At 64.3% G+C, this 21,398-nt stretch carries 23 protein-coding genes; 6 read left to right on the top strand and 17 right to left on the bottom strand.

Features of this window, described 5'->3' with window-relative positions; translation table 11 throughout:
* Nucleotides 1–51: 51 nt before the first annotated feature.
* Nucleotides 52–699 carry a pyroglutamyl-peptidase I gene (gene pcp / locus ACFVTG_RS21550; RefSeq protein ID WP_390282829.1) on the bottom strand — a complete coding sequence of 216 codons (648 nt, stop codon included), beginning with the start codon at nt 697–699 and terminating at the stop codon, nt 52–54.
* Nucleotides 700–812: 113 nt separating this feature from the next.
* Here pcp and ACFVTG_RS21545 point away from each other — a divergent pair, with 113 nt between their 5' ends.
* Nucleotides 813–1,907, top strand: coding sequence for an Rv2578c family radical SAM protein (locus ACFVTG_RS21545; RefSeq protein WP_390282828.1), 1,095 nt, complete (start codon nt 813–815; stop codon nt 1,905–1,907).
* 11 nt (nt 1,908–1,918) lie between these two features.
* Here ACFVTG_RS21545 and ACFVTG_RS21540 read toward each other — a convergent pair whose 3' ends face one another.
* Complete coding sequence (locus ACFVTG_RS21540; protein ID WP_284753564.1) at nt 1,919–2,359, bottom strand: (deoxy)nucleoside triphosphate pyrophosphohydrolase; 441 nt, start codon at nt 2,357–2,359, stop codon at nt 1,919–1,921.
* Between the two features lie 146 nt (nt 2,360–2,505).
* On the opposite strand from ACFVTG_RS21540, the gene ACFVTG_RS21535 reads away from it, so the two are divergent.
* Nucleotides 2,506–3,714: an MFS transporter gene (locus tag ACFVTG_RS21535; protein WP_284753565.1), complete on the top strand. Its 1,209-nt coding sequence runs from the start codon at nt 2,506–2,508 to the stop codon at nt 3,712–3,714.
* A gap of 184 nt (nt 3,715–3,898) precedes the next feature.
* Here the strand turns inward: ACFVTG_RS21535 and ACFVTG_RS21530 are convergent, their stop codons facing one another.
* The 5 genes from ACFVTG_RS21530 to infC form a co-directional block, all read right to left on the bottom strand.
* Nucleotides 3,899–4,816: a cation diffusion facilitator family transporter gene (locus ACFVTG_RS21530; protein ID WP_390282827.1), complete on the bottom strand. Its 918-nt coding sequence runs from the start codon at nt 4,814–4,816 to the stop codon at nt 3,899–3,901.
* A 105-nt stretch (nt 4,817–4,921) separates the two neighbouring features.
* Nucleotides 4,922–5,818, bottom strand: coding sequence for a TrmH family RNA methyltransferase (locus tag ACFVTG_RS21525; RefSeq protein WP_390282826.1), 897 nt, complete (start codon nt 5,816–5,818; stop codon nt 4,922–4,924).
* A gap of 26 nt (nt 5,819–5,844) precedes the next feature.
* On the bottom strand, nt 5,845–6,525 hold the full coding sequence (gene rplT, locus ACFVTG_RS21520) for a 50S ribosomal protein L20 (RefSeq protein ID WP_390282825.1): 681 nt from the start codon (nt 6,523–6,525) through the stop codon (nt 5,845–5,847).
* A gap of 118 nt (nt 6,526–6,643) precedes the next feature.
* Nucleotides 6,644–6,838: a 50S ribosomal protein L35 gene (gene rpmI, locus ACFVTG_RS21515; RefSeq protein ID WP_059387794.1), complete on the bottom strand. Its 195-nt coding sequence runs from the start codon at nt 6,836–6,838 to the stop codon at nt 6,644–6,646.
* A 117-nt stretch (nt 6,839–6,955) separates the two neighbouring features.
* Entirely contained in the window at nt 6,956–7,945 is a 990-nt protein-coding gene (gene infC / locus ACFVTG_RS21510; protein WP_390282824.1) for a translation initiation factor IF-3, read from the bottom strand.
* A 378-nt stretch (nt 7,946–8,323) separates the two neighbouring features.
* Between infC and ACFVTG_RS21505 the strand changes: the two genes are divergently transcribed.
* Nucleotides 8,324–8,710, top strand: coding sequence for a DUF1844 domain-containing protein (locus ACFVTG_RS21505; RefSeq protein ID WP_284753575.1), 387 nt, complete (start codon nt 8,324–8,326; stop codon nt 8,708–8,710).
* An 85-nt stretch (nt 8,711–8,795) separates the two neighbouring features.
* Here ACFVTG_RS21505 and ACFVTG_RS21500 read toward each other — a convergent pair whose 3' ends face one another.
* The 8 genes from ACFVTG_RS21500 to ACFVTG_RS21465 form a co-directional block, all read right to left on the bottom strand.
* A complete protein-coding gene (locus ACFVTG_RS21500; RefSeq protein ID WP_284753577.1) occupies nt 8,796–10,130 on the bottom strand; it encodes an MFS transporter in 1,335 nt (444 codons plus the stop codon).
* A gap of 58 nt (nt 10,131–10,188) precedes the next feature.
* Nucleotides 10,189–11,091 (bottom strand): SseB family protein, encoded by a 903-nt coding sequence (locus ACFVTG_RS21495; protein ID WP_284753579.1) that lies wholly within the window; start codon nt 11,089–11,091, stop codon nt 10,189–10,191.
* Complete coding sequence (priA, locus tag ACFVTG_RS21490; protein WP_184735761.1) at nt 11,091–11,837, bottom strand: bifunctional 1-(5-phosphoribosyl)-5-((5-phosphoribosylamino)methylideneamino)imidazole-4-carboxamide isomerase/phosphoribosylanthranilate isomerase PriA; 747 nt, start codon at nt 11,835–11,837, stop codon at nt 11,091–11,093. The genes ACFVTG_RS21495 and priA overlap by 1 nt, the downstream gene beginning before the upstream one ends.
* Before the next feature lie 79 nt (nt 11,838–11,916).
* Nucleotides 11,917–12,075 carry a hypothetical protein gene (locus tag ACFVTG_RS21485; protein WP_390282823.1) on the bottom strand — a complete coding sequence of 53 codons (159 nt, stop codon included), beginning with the start codon at nt 12,073–12,075 and terminating at the stop codon, nt 11,917–11,919.
* Between the two features lies 1 nt (nt 12,076).
* Nucleotides 12,077–12,832 (bottom strand): imidazole glycerol phosphate synthase subunit HisH, encoded by a 756-nt coding sequence (gene hisH, locus ACFVTG_RS21480; RefSeq protein WP_284753582.1) that lies wholly within the window; start codon nt 12,830–12,832, stop codon nt 12,077–12,079.
* Complete coding sequence (hisB, locus tag ACFVTG_RS21475) at nt 12,829–13,455, bottom strand: imidazoleglycerol-phosphate dehydratase HisB (RefSeq protein ID WP_234753135.1); 627 nt, start codon at nt 13,453–13,455, stop codon at nt 12,829–12,831. The genes hisH and hisB overlap by 4 nt, the downstream gene beginning before the upstream one ends.
* A gap of 43 nt (nt 13,456–13,498) precedes the next feature.
* Nucleotides 13,499–14,617 (bottom strand): histidinol-phosphate transaminase, encoded by a 1,119-nt coding sequence (locus ACFVTG_RS21470; protein WP_390282822.1) that lies wholly within the window; start codon nt 14,615–14,617, stop codon nt 13,499–13,501.
* Between the two features lie 90 nt (nt 14,618–14,707).
* Nucleotides 14,708–15,067 (bottom strand): LysM peptidoglycan-binding domain-containing protein, encoded by a 360-nt coding sequence (locus ACFVTG_RS21465; RefSeq protein WP_284753584.1) that lies wholly within the window; start codon nt 15,065–15,067, stop codon nt 14,708–14,710.
* Between the two features lie 367 nt (nt 15,068–15,434).
* Here ACFVTG_RS21465 and lexA point away from each other — a divergent pair, with 367 nt between their 5' ends.
* Nucleotides 15,435–16,184, top strand: coding sequence for a transcriptional repressor LexA (gene lexA, locus ACFVTG_RS21460; RefSeq protein WP_059387803.1), 750 nt, complete (start codon nt 15,435–15,437; stop codon nt 16,182–16,184).
* 247 nt (nt 16,185–16,431) lie between these two features.
* The gene (locus tag ACFVTG_RS21455) at nt 16,432–17,304 is read left to right on the top strand and encodes a pentapeptide repeat-containing protein (RefSeq protein ID WP_390282821.1); all 873 of its coding nucleotides are present in this window, start codon (nt 16,432–16,434) and stop codon (nt 17,302–17,304) included.
* A gap of 103 nt (nt 17,305–17,407) precedes the next feature.
* On the opposite strand, the gene ACFVTG_RS21450 is transcribed toward ACFVTG_RS21455, so the two are convergent.
* Both ACFVTG_RS21450 and hflX read right to left on the bottom strand, forming a co-directional pair.
* A complete protein-coding gene (locus tag ACFVTG_RS21450; RefSeq protein ID WP_390282820.1) occupies nt 17,408–19,465 on the bottom strand; it encodes an ATP-dependent DNA helicase in 2,058 nt (685 codons plus the stop codon).
* Nucleotides 19,458–21,020 (bottom strand): GTPase HflX, encoded by a 1,563-nt coding sequence (hflX, locus tag ACFVTG_RS21445; protein ID WP_390282819.1) that lies wholly within the window; start codon nt 21,018–21,020, stop codon nt 19,458–19,460. The genes ACFVTG_RS21450 and hflX overlap by 8 nt, the downstream gene beginning before the upstream one ends.
* A gap of 238 nt (nt 21,021–21,258) precedes the next feature.
* Between hflX and ACFVTG_RS21440 the strand changes: the two genes are divergently transcribed.
* Nucleotides 21,259–21,387 (top strand): hypothetical protein, encoded by a 129-nt coding sequence (locus ACFVTG_RS21440; RefSeq protein WP_390282818.1) that lies wholly within the window; start codon nt 21,259–21,261, stop codon nt 21,385–21,387.
* Nucleotides 21,388–21,398: the final 11 nt, after the last annotated feature.

Here is a 21,398-nt window from a genome sequence, read left to right as displayed (position 1 = left end):
GTGAACAGCGCCGGCCTAGTGAACAGCGCCGGCCTAATGAACAGCGCCGGCCTAGTGAACAGCGCCGGCGGACAGCTTCGCGTCCACCTGAGTCTCGAGCGTAGTCCGCACGACGACGGCGATCCCCCGGCCCATGTCCAGCGTCGCCATGCCAGGCGCGGCACTACCCTGCGGCAGCTGGGCCTCGTCATAGGGCACGTGGATGAAGCCGCCCCGCGGGCGGGACGCAACAGCCCCGGCGAGCTCGTGCATCAGGGCATAGAACACGTGGTTGCAAACGTAGGTCCCGGCAGTCTGCGAGACTTCGGCGCGGATTCCCGCGATCTGCAGCGCCCGGAGCGCGGACTTCACCGGCAGTGTGCTGAAATACGCCGCTGGGCCCTCCGGGACCACCGGCTCGTCGATGGGCCTGTTTCCGGCGTTGTCCGGAATCCGGGCGTCATCGCAGTTGATGGCCACGCGCTCCAGGGAGAGCCGGTCCCGGCCTCCTGCGAGCCCGACGCAGATGACCAGATCCGGGCGCAGCCTCCCCATGGCCTCGCGCAGGACCGCAGCTGATTCACCGAAAACGCACGGTAGTTCGAGCGTTTCCACCCCATGCCCTTCGGAGCGCAAAATTTCCTGCGCTTCGAGGACGGCAGCCCACGAAGGGTTGCTGGAATCGCCACCAAAAGGCTCGAATCCCGTCAGCAGAATCATGAAGCCACCATAGCAACAGCTGACCCGGCTTCCGGGTTCCCCGTTCGAACTTTCAGCAGGCTTTCTTTCGACGGGCCTTGACAAGCGTTCGAACATATATTCGAATGGAGGCCATGAGATGGGACGCACAAGCACTTTCACCACAACGTGGTCCGGCACCCGGAGACAACAGCAACAGCGTTCCGTCCGGAGCCGCCCCAGCAACGGACGCACTGCTGCCGCTGGCCGGGCTTGTGCGTTCCGTCTCAACCCCCGAATTCTCCGGAGTCACCTTCCATGAGGTCACCGCCAAATCGGTGCTCAACAAGGTGGCGTCCGGTTCCCAGATGCCTTTCGAATGGACGGTCAACCCCTACCGCGGATGCAGCCACGCCTGTGTCTACTGCTTTGCGCGCAAGAGCCACACCTATCTGGAGTTCGACGCCGGACACGATTTCGATTCCCAAGTGATTGTGAAGATCAACGCGGCCGAGGTCTTGCGCAAGGAACTGTCCAAACCGTCGTGGGGCCACCATCAAGTGGCCCTCGGCACCAACACGGATCCGTACCAGCGGGCAGAGGGGCGCTACCAGCTAATGCCGGGGATCATCCGGGCCCTGGCTGATTCCGGTACTCCGTTCTCCATCCTCACCAAGGGAACCCTCCTGGGCCGCGACATCCCCCTCCTCAAGCACGCCTCCAGCCAGGTGCCCGTGGATCTGGGCATCTCGCTGGCCATGACTGACGAAGCGCTGGCCTCGGCCGTGGAACCCGGCACGCCCGCACCACGCGCCAGGCTCAAGCTCATCCGCCGGTTGCGCGAGGCCGGTCTGCCTTGTGGTGTCATGGCCATGCCCATCCTGCCGTGGCTGACGGATAGAGATGAGGCCCTGGAGTCGCTCTTTACGGCCCTGTCCGACGCCGGTGCCACTGGTGTCACCGCCGGGGCCTTGTACCTGAAACCAGGCACGCGGGAATGGTTCATGCAATGGCTGGCGGAAAACCACCCCGGCCTCGTAGGCAAATACCGGCGTCTCTACGGCCAAGGCTCGTATGCCTCGAAGGAATACCGGACGTGGCTGACTGGCCGCATCAAGTACTTCAAGGCTCGTCACGGTTTCTCCGGCAGCAGCGGCTTCAGCCACAGGAACGCCACTGCGGGCAAGGAAACGCCGGGTTCCGTTCCAACGGCTTCCTTTCCAACTGCGGGCCAGCCCACTCTTTTCTAGCCAACGCTCTTCTAGCCGAGCAGGCCGGAAGCCACCCGTTCCAACAGTGCACGGACAATCGGCAGGTCGGCAGGAATCCACGGCAAGGTGAACGCCTCGTCCCCACTGCCAAGCGGAACCCACCGGAGTTCATCGTGGTCCTGGAGCGGACGCGGTTCGCCGTCAAGCAGCTCGGCGAACCATACCCTCATGACGGCCCGCTCGTTCAGCGGCCAACCGGCGCCTGCGTCCGGCTCAACCTCAGACCCGAGCCGGACAGTGATCCCGAGTTCCTCAAGAAGTTCGCGGTGCAGCGCGTCTTCGAAGGATTCCCCGGCCTCCAGCTTGCCGCCGGGGAACTCCCACATTCCCGCGAATTGCGGAGGGGCGCTGCGCCTTGCGACGAGCAGCCGCTTCGGATTTTCAAGGGAATCGACGACGGCGGCGCCGGCCACGCTTATTAGTCCAGTCACCGCAACAGTCTATTGGCCCTCAGGTAACCACCCTCATCTATGGAAGTTGTCACATTCAGGGTCATTCGCCGGAGTCTCGCACTAAGCTTGAAAGTCGGCTTTGTTCCCTTCGAGTCGCCTCCCGCTCGCCCCCAAGAAACAGGACGATGACCACTACCGCTGTCAGCAAGACCTCCCAAAAGACCGGAAGCCGGCACGTTGCGCTGGCGATCTTCGCCCTTGCCATGGGCGGATTTGCCATCGGGACCACGGAGTTCACCATGATGGGCCTGCTCAAGGAGATCGAGCAAGGACTCAACATCAGCACTCCCGAGGCCGGGAACCTGATCTCCGCCTACGCTTTGGGTGTCGTGGTGGGGGCGCCTATCTTCGCGGCACTTGGCGCCCGGCTCCCCCGCAAGCAACTTGCCTTGGGACTCATGCTGTTCCTGTCGATAGCAAACCTGACGTCCTTCATTGCACCGGACTACGGGACCATGGTGATCACGAGGTTTGCCTCAGGACTGCCCCATGGCGCCTTCTTCGGGATCGCCGCAGTCATCGCCGCGAGCCTGGTTGCGCCCACTAAGCGCGGCTGGGCGATTTCGATGGTCATGGGCGGTCTCACGGTCGCCAACGTCATCGGCGTACCCGCGGCTACGTGGCTCGGCCAGACTTTCGGGTGGCGCCTGCTCTTCGTGGTTGTGGGCGTCATCGGCCTGGCCACCAGCGTGTTGCTGTGGAAGTTTGTCCCCTTTGAGCCTGCCCACCCCGAGGCAAGTATCCGCCGGGAACTTGGTGCCCTCAAGCGCATCCAGGTGTGGCTGGCGTTGCTGATCGGCGTCATCGGCTTTGGCGGCTTCTTCGCCACCTACACGTACATCTCCCACACCATGACGTCCGTGGCCGGAATCCCGCAGGCGCTGATACCCCTCGTCGTTGCCCTCTACGGACTCGGCATGGTGGCAGGCAATATCCTGGGCGGCCGCATCGCCGATAAGTCGGTCATGGGAACCATCTACCGGGTCCTGCCCCTCATCGCCTTGGCGCTGGTGGTCTACGCGGTCGCAGCCCACTGGGCGTGGTCGGCATACGTCATGGTCTTCATCGTGGGCGGCATCGGCTCCATGCTTATCCCGCCCCTGCAGACGCGCCTCCTCGACGCTTCGCCGGACGCACCTTCCCTGGCTTCCTCGCTCAACCATTCCGCACTCAACATCGCCAACGCCCTTGGCGCTTTCCTCGGCGGGGTGGTCATCGCCTGGGGTTGGGGCTACGTTGCACCAGCCCTTGTCGGGGCTGTCCTGGCAATCCTGGGGCTCGGCGTCGCGGGCATCAGCGGCTGGTTGGAACGGAAGAGGCCGCTGGCCGCATAGTGCTGCCTTCGCAATACCTGGCTGCGCGACGAAAGCGCGTCATCCTCTGCATGCTCGCTCCTTCGTCCCCACCGGCCCCCTTACCTCGCAAGCTCGGCCAGGGAACCCGGCCGGAGTGGGCCCAGCTTAGACGCATGCTGCCGGATAACGCGCCCGCGCCGCGCTGCTACCGAGCTGGGCCTGCTTAGACCTGGACGCGTTCCACGTCCGGTTCGAGGTAGATGACCCGGGCGATCGGTACTGCCGTGCGGATCCTGAGTTCGGCGTCGTCGATCGCTTTAGCAATCGCCTGCCCGGTATCTGCCGCGCCCACGCTGATCTTCGCAGCGACAAGCAACTCTTCCGGGCCAAGGTGCATGGTCTTGAGGTGGATGATGCGCGTGCCGTCGGACTCAATGGCTTCCGTGATCCGCACGTTGTCCTCTTTGGTGGCTGATTCGCCGAGCAGCAAGGACTTGGTTTCCACCGCGAGCACCACGGCGATTGCCACAAGCAGCAGCCCAATCATTCCTGTTCCCGCCGCGTCCCACGCCCCGTTCCCGGTGAGAAGGGTCAGGCTCACGCCGAACAGCGCGAAAACGAGGCCCAGGAGGGCTCCGAAGTCCTCCAGGAGGATCACGGGCAGTTCCGGTTGCTTGGCGTTGCGGATGAACTTGATCCAACTTTGTTTGCCGCGCAAGGGATTGGATTCGTGGATGGCGGTCCGGAAGGAGAAGGATTCCGCCACGATGGCACCGAGCAGCACGGCCAGTGGGACCCACCAGAAATCGCCTTCGATGGCATGGGGGTGCTGGAACTTCTCCCAGGATTCATACAGTGCGAAAAGGCCACCCACGCTGAACAGCACGATCGAGACGATGAAAGCGTAAATGTACCGCTCACGGCCATAGCCGAATGGGTGCTCGGGACTTGCGGCCCGCTGCGCCCGCTTCCCGCCAAGCAGCAGGAGCAACTGGTTGCCGGAATCGGCTACGGAGTGGATTGCCTCGGCCAACATGGACGACGACATCGTCAGGACGAATGCGACGAACTTGAGCACAGCGATCGCCAGGTTGGCGCTCAATGCCGCCACGATTGCCTTGGTACCGCCATTTGCAGCCACGGGGGCTCCACCTCTTCTTCGGTTCAGGGGATGTGAGTGAATCGGCAGGAACGGATCGTAAGGGGGTGCGTCCCTGCAAGCAATACCGTACCTGTAGCGAGAGTGTCAGGAACCTTGTTGCGAGCGTGCGCTGGCGTAAAGGCAGACCGTGGCGGCCGTGCCGAGGTTCAAGCTTTCTGCCGAGCCGTAAACGGGCACTGCGACACGATGGTCGGCAAGGGCCAGCTCGGAGTCCGAAAGTCCTTGCGCCTCGTTACCGAACAGCCAGGCGGTCGGGGCTTCGAGGGCGTAGTCGGAGGCGGCTGCCGAAGCACCCAGGCGGCGCGCCGCGTTCTCGTCCTGGAGCTTGTCCAGATTGAGGGTGCCGTAGCCGTCCGCTGCGAGGATCCCGATGCCGCGCTCCTTGCAGAGGGCCACGAGTTCCTCGACGTCCGCTCCCAGGACTACCGGCAAGTGGAAGAGTGAACCTGCCGTGGACCGCACAGCCTTCGGGTTGTAGATATCGACGCTGGAGGCAGTCAAGACCACGGCATCCGCCCCGGCCGCATCAGCGGCCCGAAGCACTGTTCCAGCGTTGCCGGGGTCCCGCACCTGGCACATGACGGCGATCAGCCGCGGCCCGGCGTCGAGCACTGATTCAAGGCTGACGTCCACAAAACTGCAGACGGCCACAATCCCCTGGGGATTGACGGTATCCGCCATGGCGGCCAGGACATCGTCATTCGCGAGCCGCAGGGCAACGCCGTCGGCGAGCTCGGCCAGTTCGGGGAGCCGGTCCAGGCAGCTTTCGCTCGCGAAGACTTCGTGTACGACGCCGGGCTCCCCCGCCGTCGTCCGCTCCCGGTGGAGTACCAGCGCCTCGCGAACAGCCTGGGGCCCTTCCGCGAGGAACCGGCCGCGCTTTAAACGGGCCGGGCGCCCTGCAAGCCTTGCGACATCCCTGACCCGATCGGCTCGGGGGTTGGACATCGGAAGTTCTTGCGGGCGCCCGGTTTCGTTCATATACAGAACTTTAGTGGCAGTTGCGACTAGTTCTTGATCTGCTGGCGGGCTTCGCCGCCGGCAGGCTCAAAGCCTGCAGCCTTTGCTGCCTCAACCGTGGAGAACCAGTATTCGGCGACAGTGACGTCGTACCAGGTGGAACCCGGAACGTGGTACTTGTTCGACTCGGCGTTGCCCTTGATGGCGTGGCCTTCCGGTGCAGCTTCGCCTTCAACGGCAACAACAGCGCCTTCGATGGCAGGCTTCTCGGAAACCGAGGCCTTGACAGCGGTAGCGGTCTTTGCAGCCGGAGCAGCCTTGGCGGCGGCCTTCGGAGCTGCCGCGGCCTTGGCGGCCGGAGCGGAGGTGTCGGCAGGCAGGGAGTCCTTGGCAACCTTGACCAGCGCGGCGAAAGCGTTGGCGTCGGAGACGGCCAGCTCTGCCAGCATGCGGCGGTCAACCTCGACCTCAGCGGCCTTCAGGCCCTGGATCAGGCGGTTGTAGGTCAGGCCGTTGGCGCGGGATGCAGCGTTGATGCGCTGGATCCAGAGGCGACGGAAGTCACCCTTCTTCTTGCGGCGGTCGCCGTAGCTGTACACAAACGAGTGCAGCAGCTGCTCTTTTGCCTTGCGGTACAGGCGAGACCGCTGACCGCGGTAACCCTTGGCCCGTTCAAGGACAACCCGACGCTTCTTGTGGGCGTTTACCGCCCGCTTCACACGTGCCACGTGCGTACTCCTTCAAAATTCTTATCCCAAGCTGCTACTGCCGGGAAATCCGGCCGGCCTGAGAAGGCTTTGGTGTAGTCGGCAGCTACCGGATGGCAGCGACCAGAAAACTTGGAACTTAGACGCCGAGCATCTTCTTGATGACCTTGGCATCGCCCTTGAAGACGATCTTGTCGCCGGCAAGGCGACGGGTCAGGGTGGAGGACTTGTGCTCCAGGTAGTGGCGGCGGTTGGCCTGCTGACGCTTCAGCTTGCCGGTACCGGTCAGCTTGAAGCGCTTCTTAGCACCACTGTGGGTCTTCATCTTCGGCATGGGAACCGATCTCCTTACGTGTCCGCAGACTGGGTCTGCAGTTCTTTCGTGCAGCCATCCCATAGGGGGCGGCTGCTGCTTTCGAGCCGGGCGGAGGGGATACCTCCGGCGGCGTGACTAGTTGGTCTTGCGTGCCGCTGGCTTCGGAGCGGCCTTGGGGGCTGCCGGTCGAGCTGCAGGCTTCGGAACCGCGGGCTTCGCCATCGGTTTCGGTACTGGTGTGGCAGCAGGCTTGGGAGCAGCCGGCACAACGGGCTTCGGAGCTGCTTGCTCCGGAGCCTTTGCCGGTGCCGGTGCGGCAACCGGAGCTGCTTCAACCACGGGAGCCTCTTCGACAACAACTGCTTCCTCAGCAACCGGAACTGCTTCAACCACAGGGGCCTCGTCGGCAACCGTATCTTCAGCGACCGGAGCCTCTTCGGTTTCAGCAACCTCCGCCTCAACGGCCTCCGGCGCGGTTTCCTCGGCCTGGGTTTCCTCAACCTGGGTCAAGAGTTCTGCCGGGAGCAAGTCCGCGAGTGACTGGGTCAAGGGAGCATCCTCGCCTGAAACGTCAATCCGGCCTGCAGCCTTGGCTTCATTCTGGGCTTTGGCTTCTGCACGCTGCGCCGCGCGGCGGGCCTCGGCCTTGGCCTCGGCCTTGTTCTTCAACGGACCGATCACCATGACCATGTTGCGGCCATCGATGCGCGGGCTGGACTCAATCACGCCAACTTCGGCAACGTCCTCAGCGAAGCGCTGCAACAAGCGGATGCCCATTTCAGGGCGCTGCTGCTCACGTCCGCGGAACTGGATCATGGCCTTTACCTTGTCACCGGCGCCCAGGAAGCGAAGCGCGTGGCCGCGCTTGGTCTCGTAGTCGTGGGTGTCGATCTTCAGGCGGAAGCGGATTTCCTTGAGGACCGTGTTGGTCTGGTTCTTGCGGGCCTCACGGGCTTTAACAGCGGCTTCGTACTTGTACTTGCCGAAGTCCATCAGCTTGCACACCGGAGGCTTCGCCTGCGGTGCAACTTCAACGAGATCCAGGTCAGCCTCGGCAGCCAGACGTAGGGCGTCCTCAATACGGACGATTCCAACCTGTTCGCCGGCAGGACCGACCAAACGCACCTCGGGGACGCGGATACGCTCATTGATTCTTGGCTCGCTAATGTCAAAGCTCCTGTTGTTGTGATGAGTATTCCACCGGCAAATAGAGAAGGCCCCCAATTGCTGGCGCAATCGAAGGCCTCGAAGATCGGATACGGCCCCTCAATGGGGGCGTTCGCACCATCCAAGGCTGACCTTGAACGGTGTCCGACCAGGTACCCGGCAACTTACATCCCCGAAGGGAAACGGCTGACGCGGGTGGGAGAGAACTCCGCTTGCAAACTGAAAATCAATTCTACAGAAATCGGCAACCAACCGCACATTAACGATGGGTGGCCGAGCTCTGCGTGTGCCATGGAAAATGGCAACTTCCAGTCGGTCTGTGACAAGCTTACCAGCATGAGCACTTCAGACAGCAATTCCCTCGACCACGAGCCCAACGGCACTGACGCCGGAGTAGGCCAGCAGATCCGCGACATTTCGGAAGTTCCGGCTGTTGAGGTCATCACCACCGGCGCCGTCCACCTCATGAGCGCAGCAGCCGTCAAAGTGGGCTTGGCCGACGACCCCGAGGCCGAGGAGCTCAAGGACCTGGACGAGGCCCGCAAGCTGATCACCGCTTTGGCCGGACTGGTCACCGCCGCAGCGCCGGAAATCGGTTCGCAGCACGCCGGCCCCTTGCGCGATGGCCTCCGCTCCCTGCAGCTTGCGTTCCGGGAAGCGTCACTGATCCCGGACGAGCCGGGCAAGGGCCCGGGCGAGAAGTTCACCGGCCCGGTCAACTGACCCGGACCCACCTGTTGGACCGCGACGGCGGGCTGGCCTCTTCGGCCGGCCCGCCGTCGTCGTCTCCCGGCGGCTTGGGCGCAACTCAGTTGGCGGGGTCCCCCGCGCCGGCCTGGGTGGTGGTCATGATCCGGCGCCGACGCAGCTGGAGGAGCAGCCCGGCAAGGCACAGCACCACTCCCGCCGTCCCGATGGCGACGAAGCCGGCCCACGGCCCCACGCCGTCGATAAAGAGGCCTGCAACCGGCGAACCGAAGGCCACGCCTGCTGTGAGAGCCGAGCCATACCAGCCCATCGCCTCGCCGCGCCGCTCCTCATCCACGAGGTCGGCGACTTTTTCCGACGCCGCCGACAACACCGGCGCGCAGAGCAGGCCCGGAAGCAGGGACAACAACGCAAGGGTCCAGGTGTCCCCGGCGAAGCCCATCGGGATGGTCAGGGCCGCCATGCCAAGCAGGAGCAGGATGGGTGAGACGGGCCGGTGCATGGCACCATAGATGAGCCCGCCGACTACCGACGAGGCGCACCAGAAGAAGAAGACAATTCCGATCTGGCTCTCGTGCCCGCCGCGCTGCAACACCGCGACGATCCCGACGTCGGTGCCGCTCAGCACCATGCCGGATCCTGCGGCGACGGCGAACACAGCAGCTACCGCCGCAGTGAACCATGTGAAGTTCCTGGCCATTTTCCCCCGCAGCCCCGAAGGCTGCGAAGCCGTCGGTGCCATCTCTGAAGCTGCTTCCTGGAGATGGGCCGGCGCCGATGCCACCACTGCGGCTTCGGCCGCATGGAGCTCGTCCGCATCCCGGTCGGCCGTCTGGCCGGCATCCAGGACGCCCTCGCTGCGGGTGGGCGGGTTGAACCACAGCAGGAAGAGCCCTGCGGCCGAAGTGCACACACCCACGATGGTCAGGCCGAGGACCGTGAAGCCGCTGGTAGCCACGACCGCGCCCACCGCGGGGCCGATCATGAAAACCACTTCGGTGCCAATGGAGTCCAAGGCATAGGCCGAACGCCGTTGCTCGCCGTCAACCAGCACACCGAGGGACTGCCGGATGACGCTGAAGATCGGCAGCGTCAGCAGGCCCCCGACGAAGACGAGCGGAAGGATCCATTCGTAGCTCGCATGCGGCACTACGGACCAAATCACCAACTCCGACACCACCGAAGGAATAAGCGCCTTGCGCAGGCCCACGGTGTCCACGCGCCGTCCGCGCCACGGCGCGCCAATGGCGATGCCGATGGTGAAAACCGCGGCGGCAGCGCCGGCGGCAGCATATCCCTTGCCCAAGGTCAGCACGATGTGCAAGGTGAGCAGGACCCCCGCTGCCGAGTGCGGTATGCGGGCCACCATGCCCACCAACAAGAGACGCCGCACGGACGTGATGGACAGCATCTCCCGGTAGAGAGAGAAATTCACGAGCTACATCCTCTGTTCTGCCGAGGGCAGGACAAGGACGTTCCCCCTGTGCCTTCGGCTACTGTGCCGCCCGCTGCAAGCTGACCTCGATCGAGTCAACCCGCTCGGCGAACAATTCGTTCTGCGCCCAACGCCCGTTCAGCCCGGAGACGAGATCCTGTACCGCGGCGGCGTCCAGGCCGTCTTCGAGGTACAGCACCACGCGCAATTCGGGCCCGGGTCCCCCGCCGGCCATGGCCGATCCGTCAGCCGTGCGCGAAGCCATTCCCGATCCCGGCCGCACCTCCAGGCGCCGCACGGCCGGGTACATCCCTGCCAAGGAATTGAGAGCAGACTCCAGTTCATCATCAAGGTACGACGGCGTCCAGTCGCGCTGCTGTGCCAGTGACCACATGGCAGGCCGGCGCACGACGAAGGTGACCTCCGAACCGGGATCCAGGACAAGCAGCTGGGCTCCCTCCGAGACTGCAGACAGCGCCGCCCGGGCCGCATAAACAGCGACGGGACGGGCCTGCGGATGCCAGGCTTCAAGGGCGGCAGCCGACGTGAACACAGGCATGGCCGTGCGGCCGTCCGGCGCCTTCAGGGTCACGAGCGCCATGTCGGCCTGCTTGTCCGCATGGAGTCCGTCCACGCCCTCGGCTTCCTCAGCGAGCTGGGCCACCACCGGGACAAACACCCTCGCCGTTGCCAAGGAAGCCACCACGCCCGCCTCGGTGCCGGTACCGGCGAGCAGGGCCGCGACGGCGGCGAGGTACCCGGCGTCGGCCGTTCCGTCGTCGTCCTCGAAATTATGGATCTTGGCGGCGTCGCTGCTCAGGTCGCGGCCGGCCCAGGGCTGGCCGGCAGAATCGCCTGCGCCCCCCGCACCTGCCAGGGCTGCCGCGATGTGCCCAGGCAACTGCCGTGGGGCCGGAGTCGAAGCCTTGTGGGCAGCCGGGGACTGTGGATCCTGCGACATCAGCGGCGGCCGGCGACGTCCAGGGCTTCCGGGAGCGTGAAAGCACCGGCGTACAGCGCCTTGCCGACGATCGCTCCTTCGACCCCGAGCGGTACGAGTTCCCGCAGGACGCGCAAATCTTCGAGGCTGGAGATGCCGCCCGATGCAACGACAGGCTTGCCGGTCTTTTCGACCATCTGGCGCAACAGCTCGACGTTGGGTCCCTGCAGGGTTCCGTCCTTCGTGACGTCGGTGACCACGTAGCGGGCGCAGCCGGCGTCCTCAAGGCGGGCCAGGACCTCCCAGAGATCCCCGCCCTCCTTGGTCCAGCCCCGGCCCGCGAGCGTTGTGCCGCGGACGTCGAGCCCGACGGCGATCTTGTCACCGAAGCGGTCGATGGCCCGGCGGGTCCATTCCGGGTTCTCCAACGCGGCGGTACCGAGGTTCACGCGGGCGACGCCGAGCTCAAGCGCGCGCTCGAGGGATTCGTCGTCGCGCAATCCGCCGGACAGCTCCACCTTGACGTTCAGCTGCGAGACGACCTCGCTGATGAGGTCGGCGTTGTTGCCGCGGCCGAACGCTGCGTCCAGGTCCACCATGTGCACCCACTCGGCTCCGGCGTTCTGCCAGTTAAGTGCTGCTTCGAGCGGGGTGCCGTAGCTGGTCTCGGAGCCGGCTTCTCCCTGAAGGAGACGGACGGCCTGGCCGTCCACGATGTCGACGGCGGGCAGGAGTTCCAGAACAGGCAGTTCGGAGGCGGTGGTCATTGAAGTCCTCGGTGTTGTGGGGACGGGCGTCAATTGCCCGGCAAGTTATTTGGCAGGCGCAGTTATTTGGCAGGCGCAGTCATTTGGCAGGCAGGGTCAAGAGGTAGGCGGCCAGCAATGCCAAGCCAGCGAGTACGTAGAACGAAATGGAGACCCAGGCGGGACGCTTCTGCTGGTGGAAGGAGATTCCTCCGCCAACCAGCAGCCCGGCGGTGCCCATGAGGATAACGGACCACATACTAGGCAGCGCCTCCGGCTTCGCTCGCCTGCGGCTGGGGTTTTGCCTGCGGTCGCAAGCCCTCAACCCAGTTTCGCAGGAGCCGCGCTCCGGCGTCGCCCGACTTCTCGGGGTGGAATTGCGTGGCGCACAACGGTCCGTTTTCCACGGCGGCAATGAAGGGGGCGCCGTGTTCGGACCAGGTCACCTTCGGCGGAGCCATGCGGGGCTGGACGACGTCGAATTCCCACTTCTGCACGCCGTACGAGTGCACGAAATAGAAGCGTTCGTGCTCGACGCCAGCGAACAGCTTTGAGCCTTCCGGCACGTCCACGGTGTTCCAGCCCATGTGCGGGACAACGGGCGCGGGGAGGAGCTCCACCTTGCCCGGCCACTCGCCCATCCCTTCGGCCTCGGTTCCGTGCTCCACTCCGGCCTCGAACAGCACCTGGAGCCCGACACAGATACCCAGGACGGGCCTGCCCCCGGCAACACGGCGGCCGATCATCCGGATGGCGTCGACTGCCTTGAGTTCGCGCATCACTGTTTCGAAGGCGCCGACGCCGGGCACCAGGAGCCCGTCGGCGTTCAGGACATCTTCTGGCTTGGCGCTCAATGTGACTGCCGCGCCGGCACGCTCAAGCGCCCGGACCGCCGAGCGGACATTGCCCGAGCCATAGTCAAGGACGGTCACGGTCGGCTTTCCCTCAGGCGAGACGATGCGGCCGGCAGCGTTCGGATCCACCACAGCCCCATCCTTGAGGATGTGCGTACTCACAAGGCACCCTTGGTGGACGGAATGCCTTCGACGCGGGGATCCGACTCAACGGCGGAACGCAGTGCACGGGCGAATGCCTTGAACTGTGCCTCCACGATGTGGTGCGGATCCCGGCCAGCCAGGACATTCATGTGGAGGCAGATGCCGGCGTGCAGGGTGATGGCCTCAAAGACGTGACGGGTCAGCGAACCGGTGAAGTGTCCACCGATCAGGTGGTATTCCTGGCCGGCGGGCTCACCGCCGTGAACCAGATAGGGGCGTCCGGAGACGTCGACGACGGCGTGGGCCAACGCTTCATCCAACGGAACTGTGGCCTCGCCGAAGCGACGGATGCCCGCCTTGTTACCCAGGGCGGTGCGCAAGACCTCGCCGAAGGTGATGGCCACGTCCTCCACGGTGTGGTGGGCGTCGATGTGGGTGTCCCCCGTCGCCTTGACGGTCATGTCGATGAGCGAATGCTTGCAGAGCGCCGTCAGCATGTGGTCATAGAACGGCACCGAGGTGCTGATATCCGAGACTCCCGTGCCGTCGAGGTTGATTTCAACCAGGACGGAGGACTCGCTTGTGGTGCGTTCCATGCGTGCTGTCCGGGCGGCCGCCGTGCTGGCGCCGTTTTCGCTCATTGATATGTCCTTAGGAGGAAGGAGTGGTGGGGCTTGTCCAAGTCTAGGCCGGTGTGGAGCCCTGGCCGTCCAGCAAGGCTCCAAGCGCCTCAAGGAAGGCCGTGGTCTCCGGCTCCGTGCCGGCCGTGACCCGGAGGTGGCCTGGTATGCCGACGTCGCGGATCAGGACTCCGCGCTCCAGCAGGCCTTGCCACAGGGCGTGGGGGTTGTCGATTCCGCCGAAGAACACATAGTTCGAATCCGAGGCGGCCGGCTTGAAGCCCATCCGGGTCAACTCGCTGACAATGCGATCTCGTTGGACCTTGATGTCTTCGACGTCGGCCATGAGGGCTTCGCGGTGCCGGAGGGCCGCCAGCGCGGTTGCCTGCGTGATGGCGGAGAGGTGGTACGGAAGGCGGACCAAGCGGATCGCATCGGCGACCTCGGGGGCAGCTGCCATGTAGCCGATGCGTGCACCGGCAAGGGCGAACGCCTTGCTCATGGTGCGGGAGACAATAAGGCGCTCCCGGCCGGGGAGGAGCGTCAATGCGCTTGGCGTGTTGTCGTGGGCGAACTCGTGGTAGGCCTCGTCCACGATCACCATTGTCTGGCTCGCCTCGCCGGCTTCGTATACGGCTTCGACAACGTCGAGGCCGAGTCCGGTGCCGGTGGGGTTGTTCGGAGAGCAGAGGAACACGACATTCGGCTTGAGCTCGCGGACCTGCGCGGCGGCCGAGGTTGCATCGAGTCCATAGTCTTCAGCGCGGACTCCCGCGATGTACGCGGTGTCGGTTCCGCTGGCCAGCAGGGGGTACATGGAGTACGTGGGCGGGAAACCGAGCGCGGTCCGGCCGGGGCCACCGAAAGCCTGGAGGATCTGCTGCAACACTTCATTGGAGCCGTTGGCTGCCCAGATGTTCTCGGCCGCAAGGTCGTGGCCGAGGTATTCCGCGAGGGCCTCGCGCAGTTCGGTGAACTCGCGATCCGGATAGCGGTTCAGTCCGACGGCGGCCGCCGCGACAGCTTCGGTGATGGCCGCCTGGACATCAGCTGGTACGCCATGAGTGTTTTCGTTGACGTTGAGCAAAATCGGAACATCAAGCTGCGGCGCGCCATACGGGCTCAGGCCGCGGAGGTTGGTCCGGAGGGGAAGTCGGTCAAGTCGTTCAAGCTGCTCACTCACCATGACAGTTTAAGGTGCAGCGGCGGATGCCCTGAAACTGTGACGGCCCGGGGACCGTTCCAGGCACATGCAACCCGGTCAACGTTGCTGCTAAGTGGCAGGAATGAACAGTTGCTGGCCTGGCACGATGTGGCCGTCCTGGAGGTTGTTCAGCTGGATAATCTCGGCCACAACGTCGCGCGGATCCCGGGACGGTGCGGCAATTCCCGCAATCCCCCACAAAGACTGGCCCACTTGTACCGTGACGCTCGTACTGGAGGTGGGCTGCAGCTCCGCGGTGGAATCAGCAGCCTTGGCCGGCGAATTCAGGAATCCCGCCAGGCTCAGCAGGGCTGCAACCAGGAGCATTGCCGGGAAGCCGAAGAAGACCATGCGGCCCCGGCGGGTCAGGCGGAGCCGGCCACGTGCCGCATTGCGGCCGGGCGTGTGGGTGATGGTGATTGCGGACATGAGCTGAGCCCTTCTGAACAATGCCGCGTCCCGGAATCCCTGGTTGCGGCTGCCAATTCTTGCCTTCAGTCAGTGCTTGCAGGACGGTTGTTCGTTGTTGTCTTCGAACGATTCGAACGAACAACCGGAGCCTGCATCACTTTTATAGAACACATATTCGAACTTTGCTACGACATTTTTAGCACTTATCAACGAACGATGTCGAGACTCGCTAGAACAAATGTTTGATAAACGCCTGCGCCTGCCCTACGTTTGAGTGAAGGAACGAGCACTGAATCAGTGCAACAGGAGGGTCTGACATTTCAGGCCGCTAGTCCCGGCAAGCGCCTCAGGGCCGCACGGGTGGAACGGAAGGGCGTTGGCGAACATGGCAGCGAAAGCCACTGGCAGCGGGTCGGCCTCGGCGCGGAGCCAGCAGCCGCAAAAGGCCCCCAAGAGCCTGACCGTCCGCCAGAAGAAAATCCTGGAGACCATCCAACGTTCAGTGAACGATCACGGTTATCCGCCGTCGATGCGCGAGATCGGGGACACCGTTGGCTTGGCCAGCTTGTCCAGCGTCACGCACCAGTTGTCACAGCTCGAGAAGCTCGGCTATCTTCGCCGCGATCCCAAGCGCCCTCGCGCAATGGAAGTCCTCATGCCGTTGACCCTTGACGGCGGCTCCGTCATCCCCGGCGTTGAAGCGCCGGCGAAACTCCGTAGCGCCGGCGGCCTGGCCGTCACCGAGCTCGCGAGTGCCAGTGACACGGCCATGGTTCCCCTTGTAGGGCGCATTGCCGCCGGTGGACCCATCCTGGCGGACCAGACCGTTGAAGACGTCCTGCCGCTGCCCCGGCAGTTGGTAGGACATGGCGAGCTCTTCATGCTGAAGGTCGCCGGAGATTCCATGATCGACGCCGCTATCTGCGATGGAGACTGGGTGGTGGTACGGCGGCAGAACGACGCACTCAACGGCGACATCGTGGCCGCACTCCTGGACGACGAAGCCACCGTCAAGACCTTCCGGCAGCGCGACGGCCACACGTGGCTGCTCCCCCAGAACACGCAGTACGAGCCTATCCTGGGCGACCATGCCACCATCATGGGCAAAGTCGTCTCGGTCCTGCGCTCGCTTTAGTCCGCGATAGCTTTGACGGCGCGGTAGCTTTGACGGCACTGGGCCCGTGGCCTGCCGCCTCTCCGCCGGTGGTGGTAGTCAGGTATTCTGCTGCCAGTGATACTTCATCTTTCTCTGTGACCCACAGGCCTCTCAGCGATTCCAGGCCGCTCCTTAGCGAGCAGTGATTCCGTGCGCCCGCGAGGGGAACTCCATATGGACTTCCCCTGCTCACCGGCCCACACCGAACTCACTCCTGGAAGATCACATGCAAACAACGTCAGCGAACCATACCGAACCCTCATCACCTTCCCTCGACCGGCAATCCCTGCGCCCTGACTGCGGAAACTGCTTTGCCCTCTGCTGCACAGCGTTCGGGTTCTCCCGCTCTGCAGATTTCGCACTCGACAAACCCGCAGGCTCTCCGTGCCAAAACCTTGCAGCTGACTTCTCCTGCACAATCCACGACAGCCTGCGCCCAAGAGGCTTTCGTGGCTGCACGGTCTTTGACTGCTTCGGGGCCGGCCAGAACGTATCGCAAGGGTTCTTCGCCGGAAAGAGCTGGCTTGCGTACCCTGATATAAAAGACGAGATGTTTTCGGCATTCAAAGCCGCCAGACGGCTACATGAGATGCTTTGGTACCTGGCTGACGCACAGGCACGAACTTTCGATCCCGACTCCTCACATCGTGCGATACAGCTCCGGAACACGATCGAACAGGCAGTCGGCGGCGAGCTGCCGGACCTGCTTTCACTGGACATTCAAGAACTTCACTCCCAGGTGAGGTCAACGCTCATGGAAGTCAGCGAAGAAGTACGGGCCTCCTACTTCGCCACCGGAGACGATCATCTTGATTCCGCGCTGAAGCCGGGAGCTGATCTGATGGGCAAAAATCTCAGGTCCCGCCGGTTATGCGGGGCAAACCTCAGAGGGGCCTACCTGATTGCCGCGGATCTGCGGGACAGTGACTTATCGGGGGCCGATCTGCTCGGCGCAGACCTCAGGGATGCATGGCTTGAACGCACTGATCTGTCCAAGGCAATGTATCTAACCCAGCCGCAGCTCAACGCCGCCAGAGGCAGTCGCGCAACTCTGCTGCCCTCGGATCTGGAAGTGCCCTCGCACTGGCACGACGGATGACCACCACTGGGGCTTGTTTCCAACTCCGGGCCAACCGGCTCCGGGGTCGGAAACAAGCGCCGGATTCGCGGGCCTGAGGCCGCTGCTTGCTGATGCGGTCTCTTCAAGCCGACTCGGCGTAAAGCCGTTCGAGCGCACCGCGCACTACTGAACGGTCCGTGGTGGGCCAGAAGGGCGGCAACGCTGCCCGGAGGAAGTTGCCGTAGCGCTCGGTCGAAAGCCGTGAATCCAGTACTGCCACCACGCCCTTGTCCCCCGTTGAGCGGATGAGGCGGCCCGCCCCTTGTGCCAGCCGGATAGCCGCGTGCGTGGCAGACACGGCCATGAAACCATTGCCTCCGGCCTGCGCCACCGCGCGGGACCGTGCCGTCATCAGGGGATCGTCCGGACGAGGGAACGGGATCCGGTCAATCACTACCAGCCGGCATGAGCCGCCTGGAACGTCAACGCCTTGCCAGAGGGACATCGTGCCGAACAGGCACGTGTCTTCCTCCTCGGCAAACTGCCTGACCAACGCGGCCATGGTCGATTCGCCTTGGCACAGGATGTCCACGTCCAGGCGCGACCGCATCGCTTCCGCGGCGTCCTCGGCTGCACGTCGGGACGAGAAGAGGCACAAAGCCCCGCCGTGCGAGGCCCTGATGAGCTCTTCAAGTTCGTCAAGCGCTTCGGGCGAAGTGCCGCGCCCCGGCTTGGGCAAGTGCTTGGCGACGTACAGCATGCCCTGCTTCGGGTAGTCGAAGGGCGAGCCTACATCCACGCCCGTCCAGCTGGGGGCGCCCTGGCCAGTCAGGCCCAGCCCCCCGGCGGTGGCCTCGAATGCGGAGCCGATAGCCAAAGTGGCAGAGGTCAAGACCACGGTGTGGCCCGCGAAGAGCCCTTCCCGGAGGCGTCCGGCAACGCTGAGCGGCGCGATGTTGATGAGCGCGGGCGAGTCCTCGTCGGGCGCGGTGTAGCCCTGCTGCGGATCGAAGGTACTGTTCCGGGAGAGCCACACGACTTCCCTGTTTTCCCGTGCGGAGAGCAGCCGTTCGCACAGCTCGAGGATCAGCATCAACCGTGAGCGCGCGAGCTGGCGTCCGCCGTCGACCGCGTTGGAGGAATCCCCCTTCGAATCGGAAAGCGCCGCACGGCAGGCTTCCCGGAGCTGGTCCACGCAATCAAGTTGTTCATCGTTGAGCCCGTTGGGCAGGAGGCCGGACGGCGCACCGATGATTACGAGTTCCAAGCGGTCAGCGGCCGCGTTCAGCGCGTCCACGGTGATGGCCGTGTGTTTGCGGGCGCTCGAGGCTGCGGCGTGGATCATCGCCACGGACAGCTGTCCGGACACGGCACCCGTCACGCGGTCCTGGAGTTCGTGGGCCTCGTCCACCACGACAACGTCGTATTCGGGCAGCACGGCCAGGCCTTCGAAGGCGCTGACGGCAAGCATCGCGTGGTTGGTGACCACGACGTCGGACTCCGCGGCACGGTGGCGCGCGAGCTCGCTGAAGCACTCCTCCGCCATCGGACACTTCTGGGCCCCGAGGCACTCCATTGACGTGACGGATACCTGGCGCCAGGCCCGGTCCGTCACGCCCGGCATGAGTTCGTCCCGGTCCCCCGTCGTGGTCTTCCCGGCCCACTCGCGCAGCCGCAGGACTTCCTTGCCGAGCTGCGAGGCAGGCCCGCCGATGGCTGCGGCGAGGTGCGGAACGCTGGTGTCCTCGCCGAGGGAGAACAACTGCCCCTCGGCAGGCTCCTCGCTGGGGAAACCGCCCTCCAGCTTGTGCCGGCACACATAGTTGGCCCGGCCCTTGACCAGGGCGATGCTGACCGGGCGCTCCAGCTCCGGATTGATGGTTTCCAGGAGCCTGGGCAAGTCCCGGCCCACGATCTGCGTCTGCAGGGCGAGGGTGGCCGTGGACACGAGGGTGGGCTTGTTGCTCTCCATCGCGTGCGCAATCAGCGGAATCAAGTACGCGAGGGACTTGCCCGTGCCCGTGCCCGCCTGAACCAGGAGGTGTTCGCCGGTCTCGATCGCCCGCGCCACCTGCCGTGCCATCTGGTGTTGGCCCGTGCGGTTTTGCCCGCCCATACCGGCAACGGCTTTGTCCAGGAGTTCGAGGGCGGTCCGTTCCCCCACGGTTTCGCCGCGCTCCCCCGCCTCTGGATCAACCATTGCTGACGAACGACTCCAACTCGGCTGCCAGGTTCTCGTGGACCATGGCCACCACGCGGGTGCCTTCCTCCTCATGCTCAAGGCTGAGGATTTCGGCGTCGGTGTTGTGCAGTTTGTTGATGAGCTCGCCCCGGTTGTACGGAATCAGAACCTCAAGGCGCACACCGGGACGCGGAATAGCCTCGCTGATGGCTCCAAGGAGTTCGGCAATGCCCTGCCCTGTGCGCGTGGACACGACGACGTGGCGGGGCTCTTTCTGCTTGAGCCGCTCAATGACAAACGGATCCGCGGCGTCCGCCTTGTTCAGGACAATGATTTCCGGGATCTTCCGGGCATCCACTTCGCTGAACACCGTGCGGACGGCCGCGATCTGGCCTTCCGGATCGGGATGCGAAACGTCCACCACGTGGAGGATCAGATCGGCGTCGGCCACCTCTTCCAGCGTGGAGCGGAAAGCCTCCACGAGCTGGGTGGGCAGCGAACGCACGAAGCCGACGGTGTCCGAGAGCGTGTAGCCGATCCCGTCAGGGGTCTGGGCCTTGCGCACCGTGGGATCCAAGGTGGCGAACAACGCGTTCTCCACGAGGACACCGGCATCCGTCAGGCGGTTGAGCAGCGACGACTTTCCGGCATTCGTGTAACCGGCGATGGCAACCGAAGGAACGGCATTACGACGGCGGTTGGCCCGCTTGGTCTCGCGCGATGGCTTCATCGCGGCGATTTCGCGCCGTAGCTTGGCCATGCGGGTGCGGATTCGACGGCGGTCCAGTTCGATCTTGGTTTCACCAGGACCACGGGAACCCATGCCGGCACCGGCACCACCCACCTGGCCACCGGCCTGGCGGGACATGGAATCGCCCCAGCCACGCAGGCGCGGCAACAGGTATTCGAGCTGTGCCAGCTCAACCTGGGCCTTGCCCTCCCGGCTCTTGGCGTGCTGCGCAAAGATGTCGAGGATCAACGTGGTGCGGTCCACCACCTTGACCTTGACGATGTCCTCAAGGCCGCGCCGCTGGGACGGCGCCAGTTCGGCGTCGACCACCACGGTGTCCGCGCCGGTGGACATCACGATGTCCTTGAGCTCCATGGCTTTGCCCGAGCCAAGGAACGTGCCGGGGTCCGGCTTCATGCGGCGCTGGACAATGCCATCCAGGACTTCAGAGCCGGCCGTTTCGGCCAGGGCGGCAAGTTCCCGCAGGGAATTCTCGGCGTCGGCCAGGGTGCCTTCGGTCCAGAGGCCTGCCAGCACCACGCGCTCAAGGCGCAACTGCCGGTATTCGACCTCGGTGACATCTGCAAGTTCCGTGGACAGGCCCGCAGTACGGCGCAAGGCCCGGCGCTCGGCCAGATCCTCTTGATCGCCGTCGTAGATGCTGTGTTCTTCGTCCAGGCGGGAGATCGCCTGGGCCTTGCCAAACACGCCCCTCGGTTCGTCGCGGTCCTGAACTATGGCAGGTGCGTCCTTGGAGAGAATCCGGTCGATGACAGCCTGGATTTCTTCAGGACTCATGTCCTGGGCGTCGGAATCGGGTCCGGTGTTCTTCTGCGTGGTCATGGTCTCCTCTAGGGGGTTCGGCACTTCCAGAATAGTGCCGATTCGTCTCTTGTGGCGCGGAATTCGCGCAGGGCTGATGCCTGGCAAGGCTCTGCTGACTGTCTGGGGTCTCCATCCGGGACGGGCTGCGCGGATTGCGTGCACAGATCCCGGGATGGGGAGGGGACGATCTGCTGAGTGTCCAGACGTCAGGGAGCAACGACTGGAACGGACATGCCAAGGCGGAATGGCGCTGCACATGAGGCAGGCCTACGTCGCGGGCGGTGCCAGCTACTCAAAGATCAAGAACATGCGCATCAGACTATCAGACCCCGTCAAGTTCAGCCTTGCCGACCCGCGGTTTCCCTTGCCCGCTGCTGGCCACTAATCTGGCAAGCT

The organism is Arthrobacter sp. NPDC058127, from assembly GCF_042884555.1.
Taxonomy (GTDB): domain Bacteria; phylum Actinomycetota; class Actinomycetes; order Actinomycetales; family Micrococcaceae; genus Arthrobacter.
The sequence above is the reverse complement of the archived record's forward strand: the minus strand, read 5'-3'. Positions and strand labels throughout refer to the sequence as shown.

Excerpts from the sequence above, each read along its gene's own strand:
- ACFVTG_RS21505 (WP_284753575.1), top strand. The coding sequence starts at position 8,324 with ATGAGCACTTCAGACAGCAATTCCCTCGACCACGAGCCCAACGGCACT.
- ACFVTG_RS21455 (WP_390282821.1), top strand. The coding sequence starts at position 16,432 with ATGCAAACAACGTCAGCGAACCATACCGAACCCTCATCACCTTCCCTC.
- pcp (WP_390282829.1), bottom strand. The coding sequence starts at position 699 with ATGATTCTGCTGACGGGATTCGAGCCTTTTGGTGGCGATTCCAGCAAC.
- ACFVTG_RS21495 (WP_284753579.1), bottom strand. The coding sequence starts at position 11,091 with ATGTCGCAGGATCCACAGTCCCCGGCTGCCCACAAGGCTTCGACTCCG.
- ACFVTG_RS21440 (WP_390282818.1), top strand. The coding sequence starts at position 21,259 with ATGAGGCAGGCCTACGTCGCGGGCGGTGCCAGCTACTCAAAGATCAAG.
- ACFVTG_RS21525 (WP_390282826.1), bottom strand. The coding sequence starts at position 5,818 with ATGAACGAAACCGGGCGCCCGCAAGAACTTCCGATGTCCAACCCCCGA.
- hisB (WP_234753135.1), bottom strand. The coding sequence starts at position 13,455 with ATGAGCGAAAACGGCGCCAGCACGGCGGCCGCCCGGACAGCACGCATG.
- ACFVTG_RS21450 (WP_390282820.1), bottom strand. The coding sequence starts at position 19,465 with ATGGTTGATCCAGAGGCGGGGGAGCGCGGCGAAACCGTGGGGGAACGG.
- hflX (WP_390282819.1), bottom strand. The coding sequence starts at position 21,020 with ATGACCACGCAGAAGAACACCGGACCCGATTCCGACGCCCAGGACATG.
- ACFVTG_RS21485 (WP_390282823.1), bottom strand. The coding sequence starts at position 12,075 with ATGTGGTCCGTTATCCTCATGGGCACCGCCGGGCTGCTGGTTGGCGGA.
- ACFVTG_RS21535 (WP_284753565.1), top strand. The coding sequence starts at position 2,506 with ATGACCACTACCGCTGTCAGCAAGACCTCCCAAAAGACCGGAAGCCGG.
- ACFVTG_RS21545 (WP_390282828.1), top strand. The coding sequence starts at position 813 with ATGAGATGGGACGCACAAGCACTTTCACCACAACGTGGTCCGGCACCC.
- priA (WP_184735761.1), bottom strand. The coding sequence starts at position 11,837 with ATGACCACCGCCTCCGAACTGCCTGTTCTGGAACTCCTGCCCGCCGTC.
- rpmI (WP_059387794.1), bottom strand. The coding sequence starts at position 6,838 with ATGCCGAAGATGAAGACCCACAGTGGTGCTAAGAAGCGCTTCAAGCTG.
- lexA (WP_059387803.1), top strand. The coding sequence starts at position 15,435 with ATGGCAGCGAAAGCCACTGGCAGCGGGTCGGCCTCGGCGCGGAGCCAG.
- ACFVTG_RS21465 (WP_284753584.1), bottom strand. The coding sequence starts at position 15,067 with ATGTCCGCAATCACCATCACCCACACGCCCGGCCGCAATGCGGCACGT.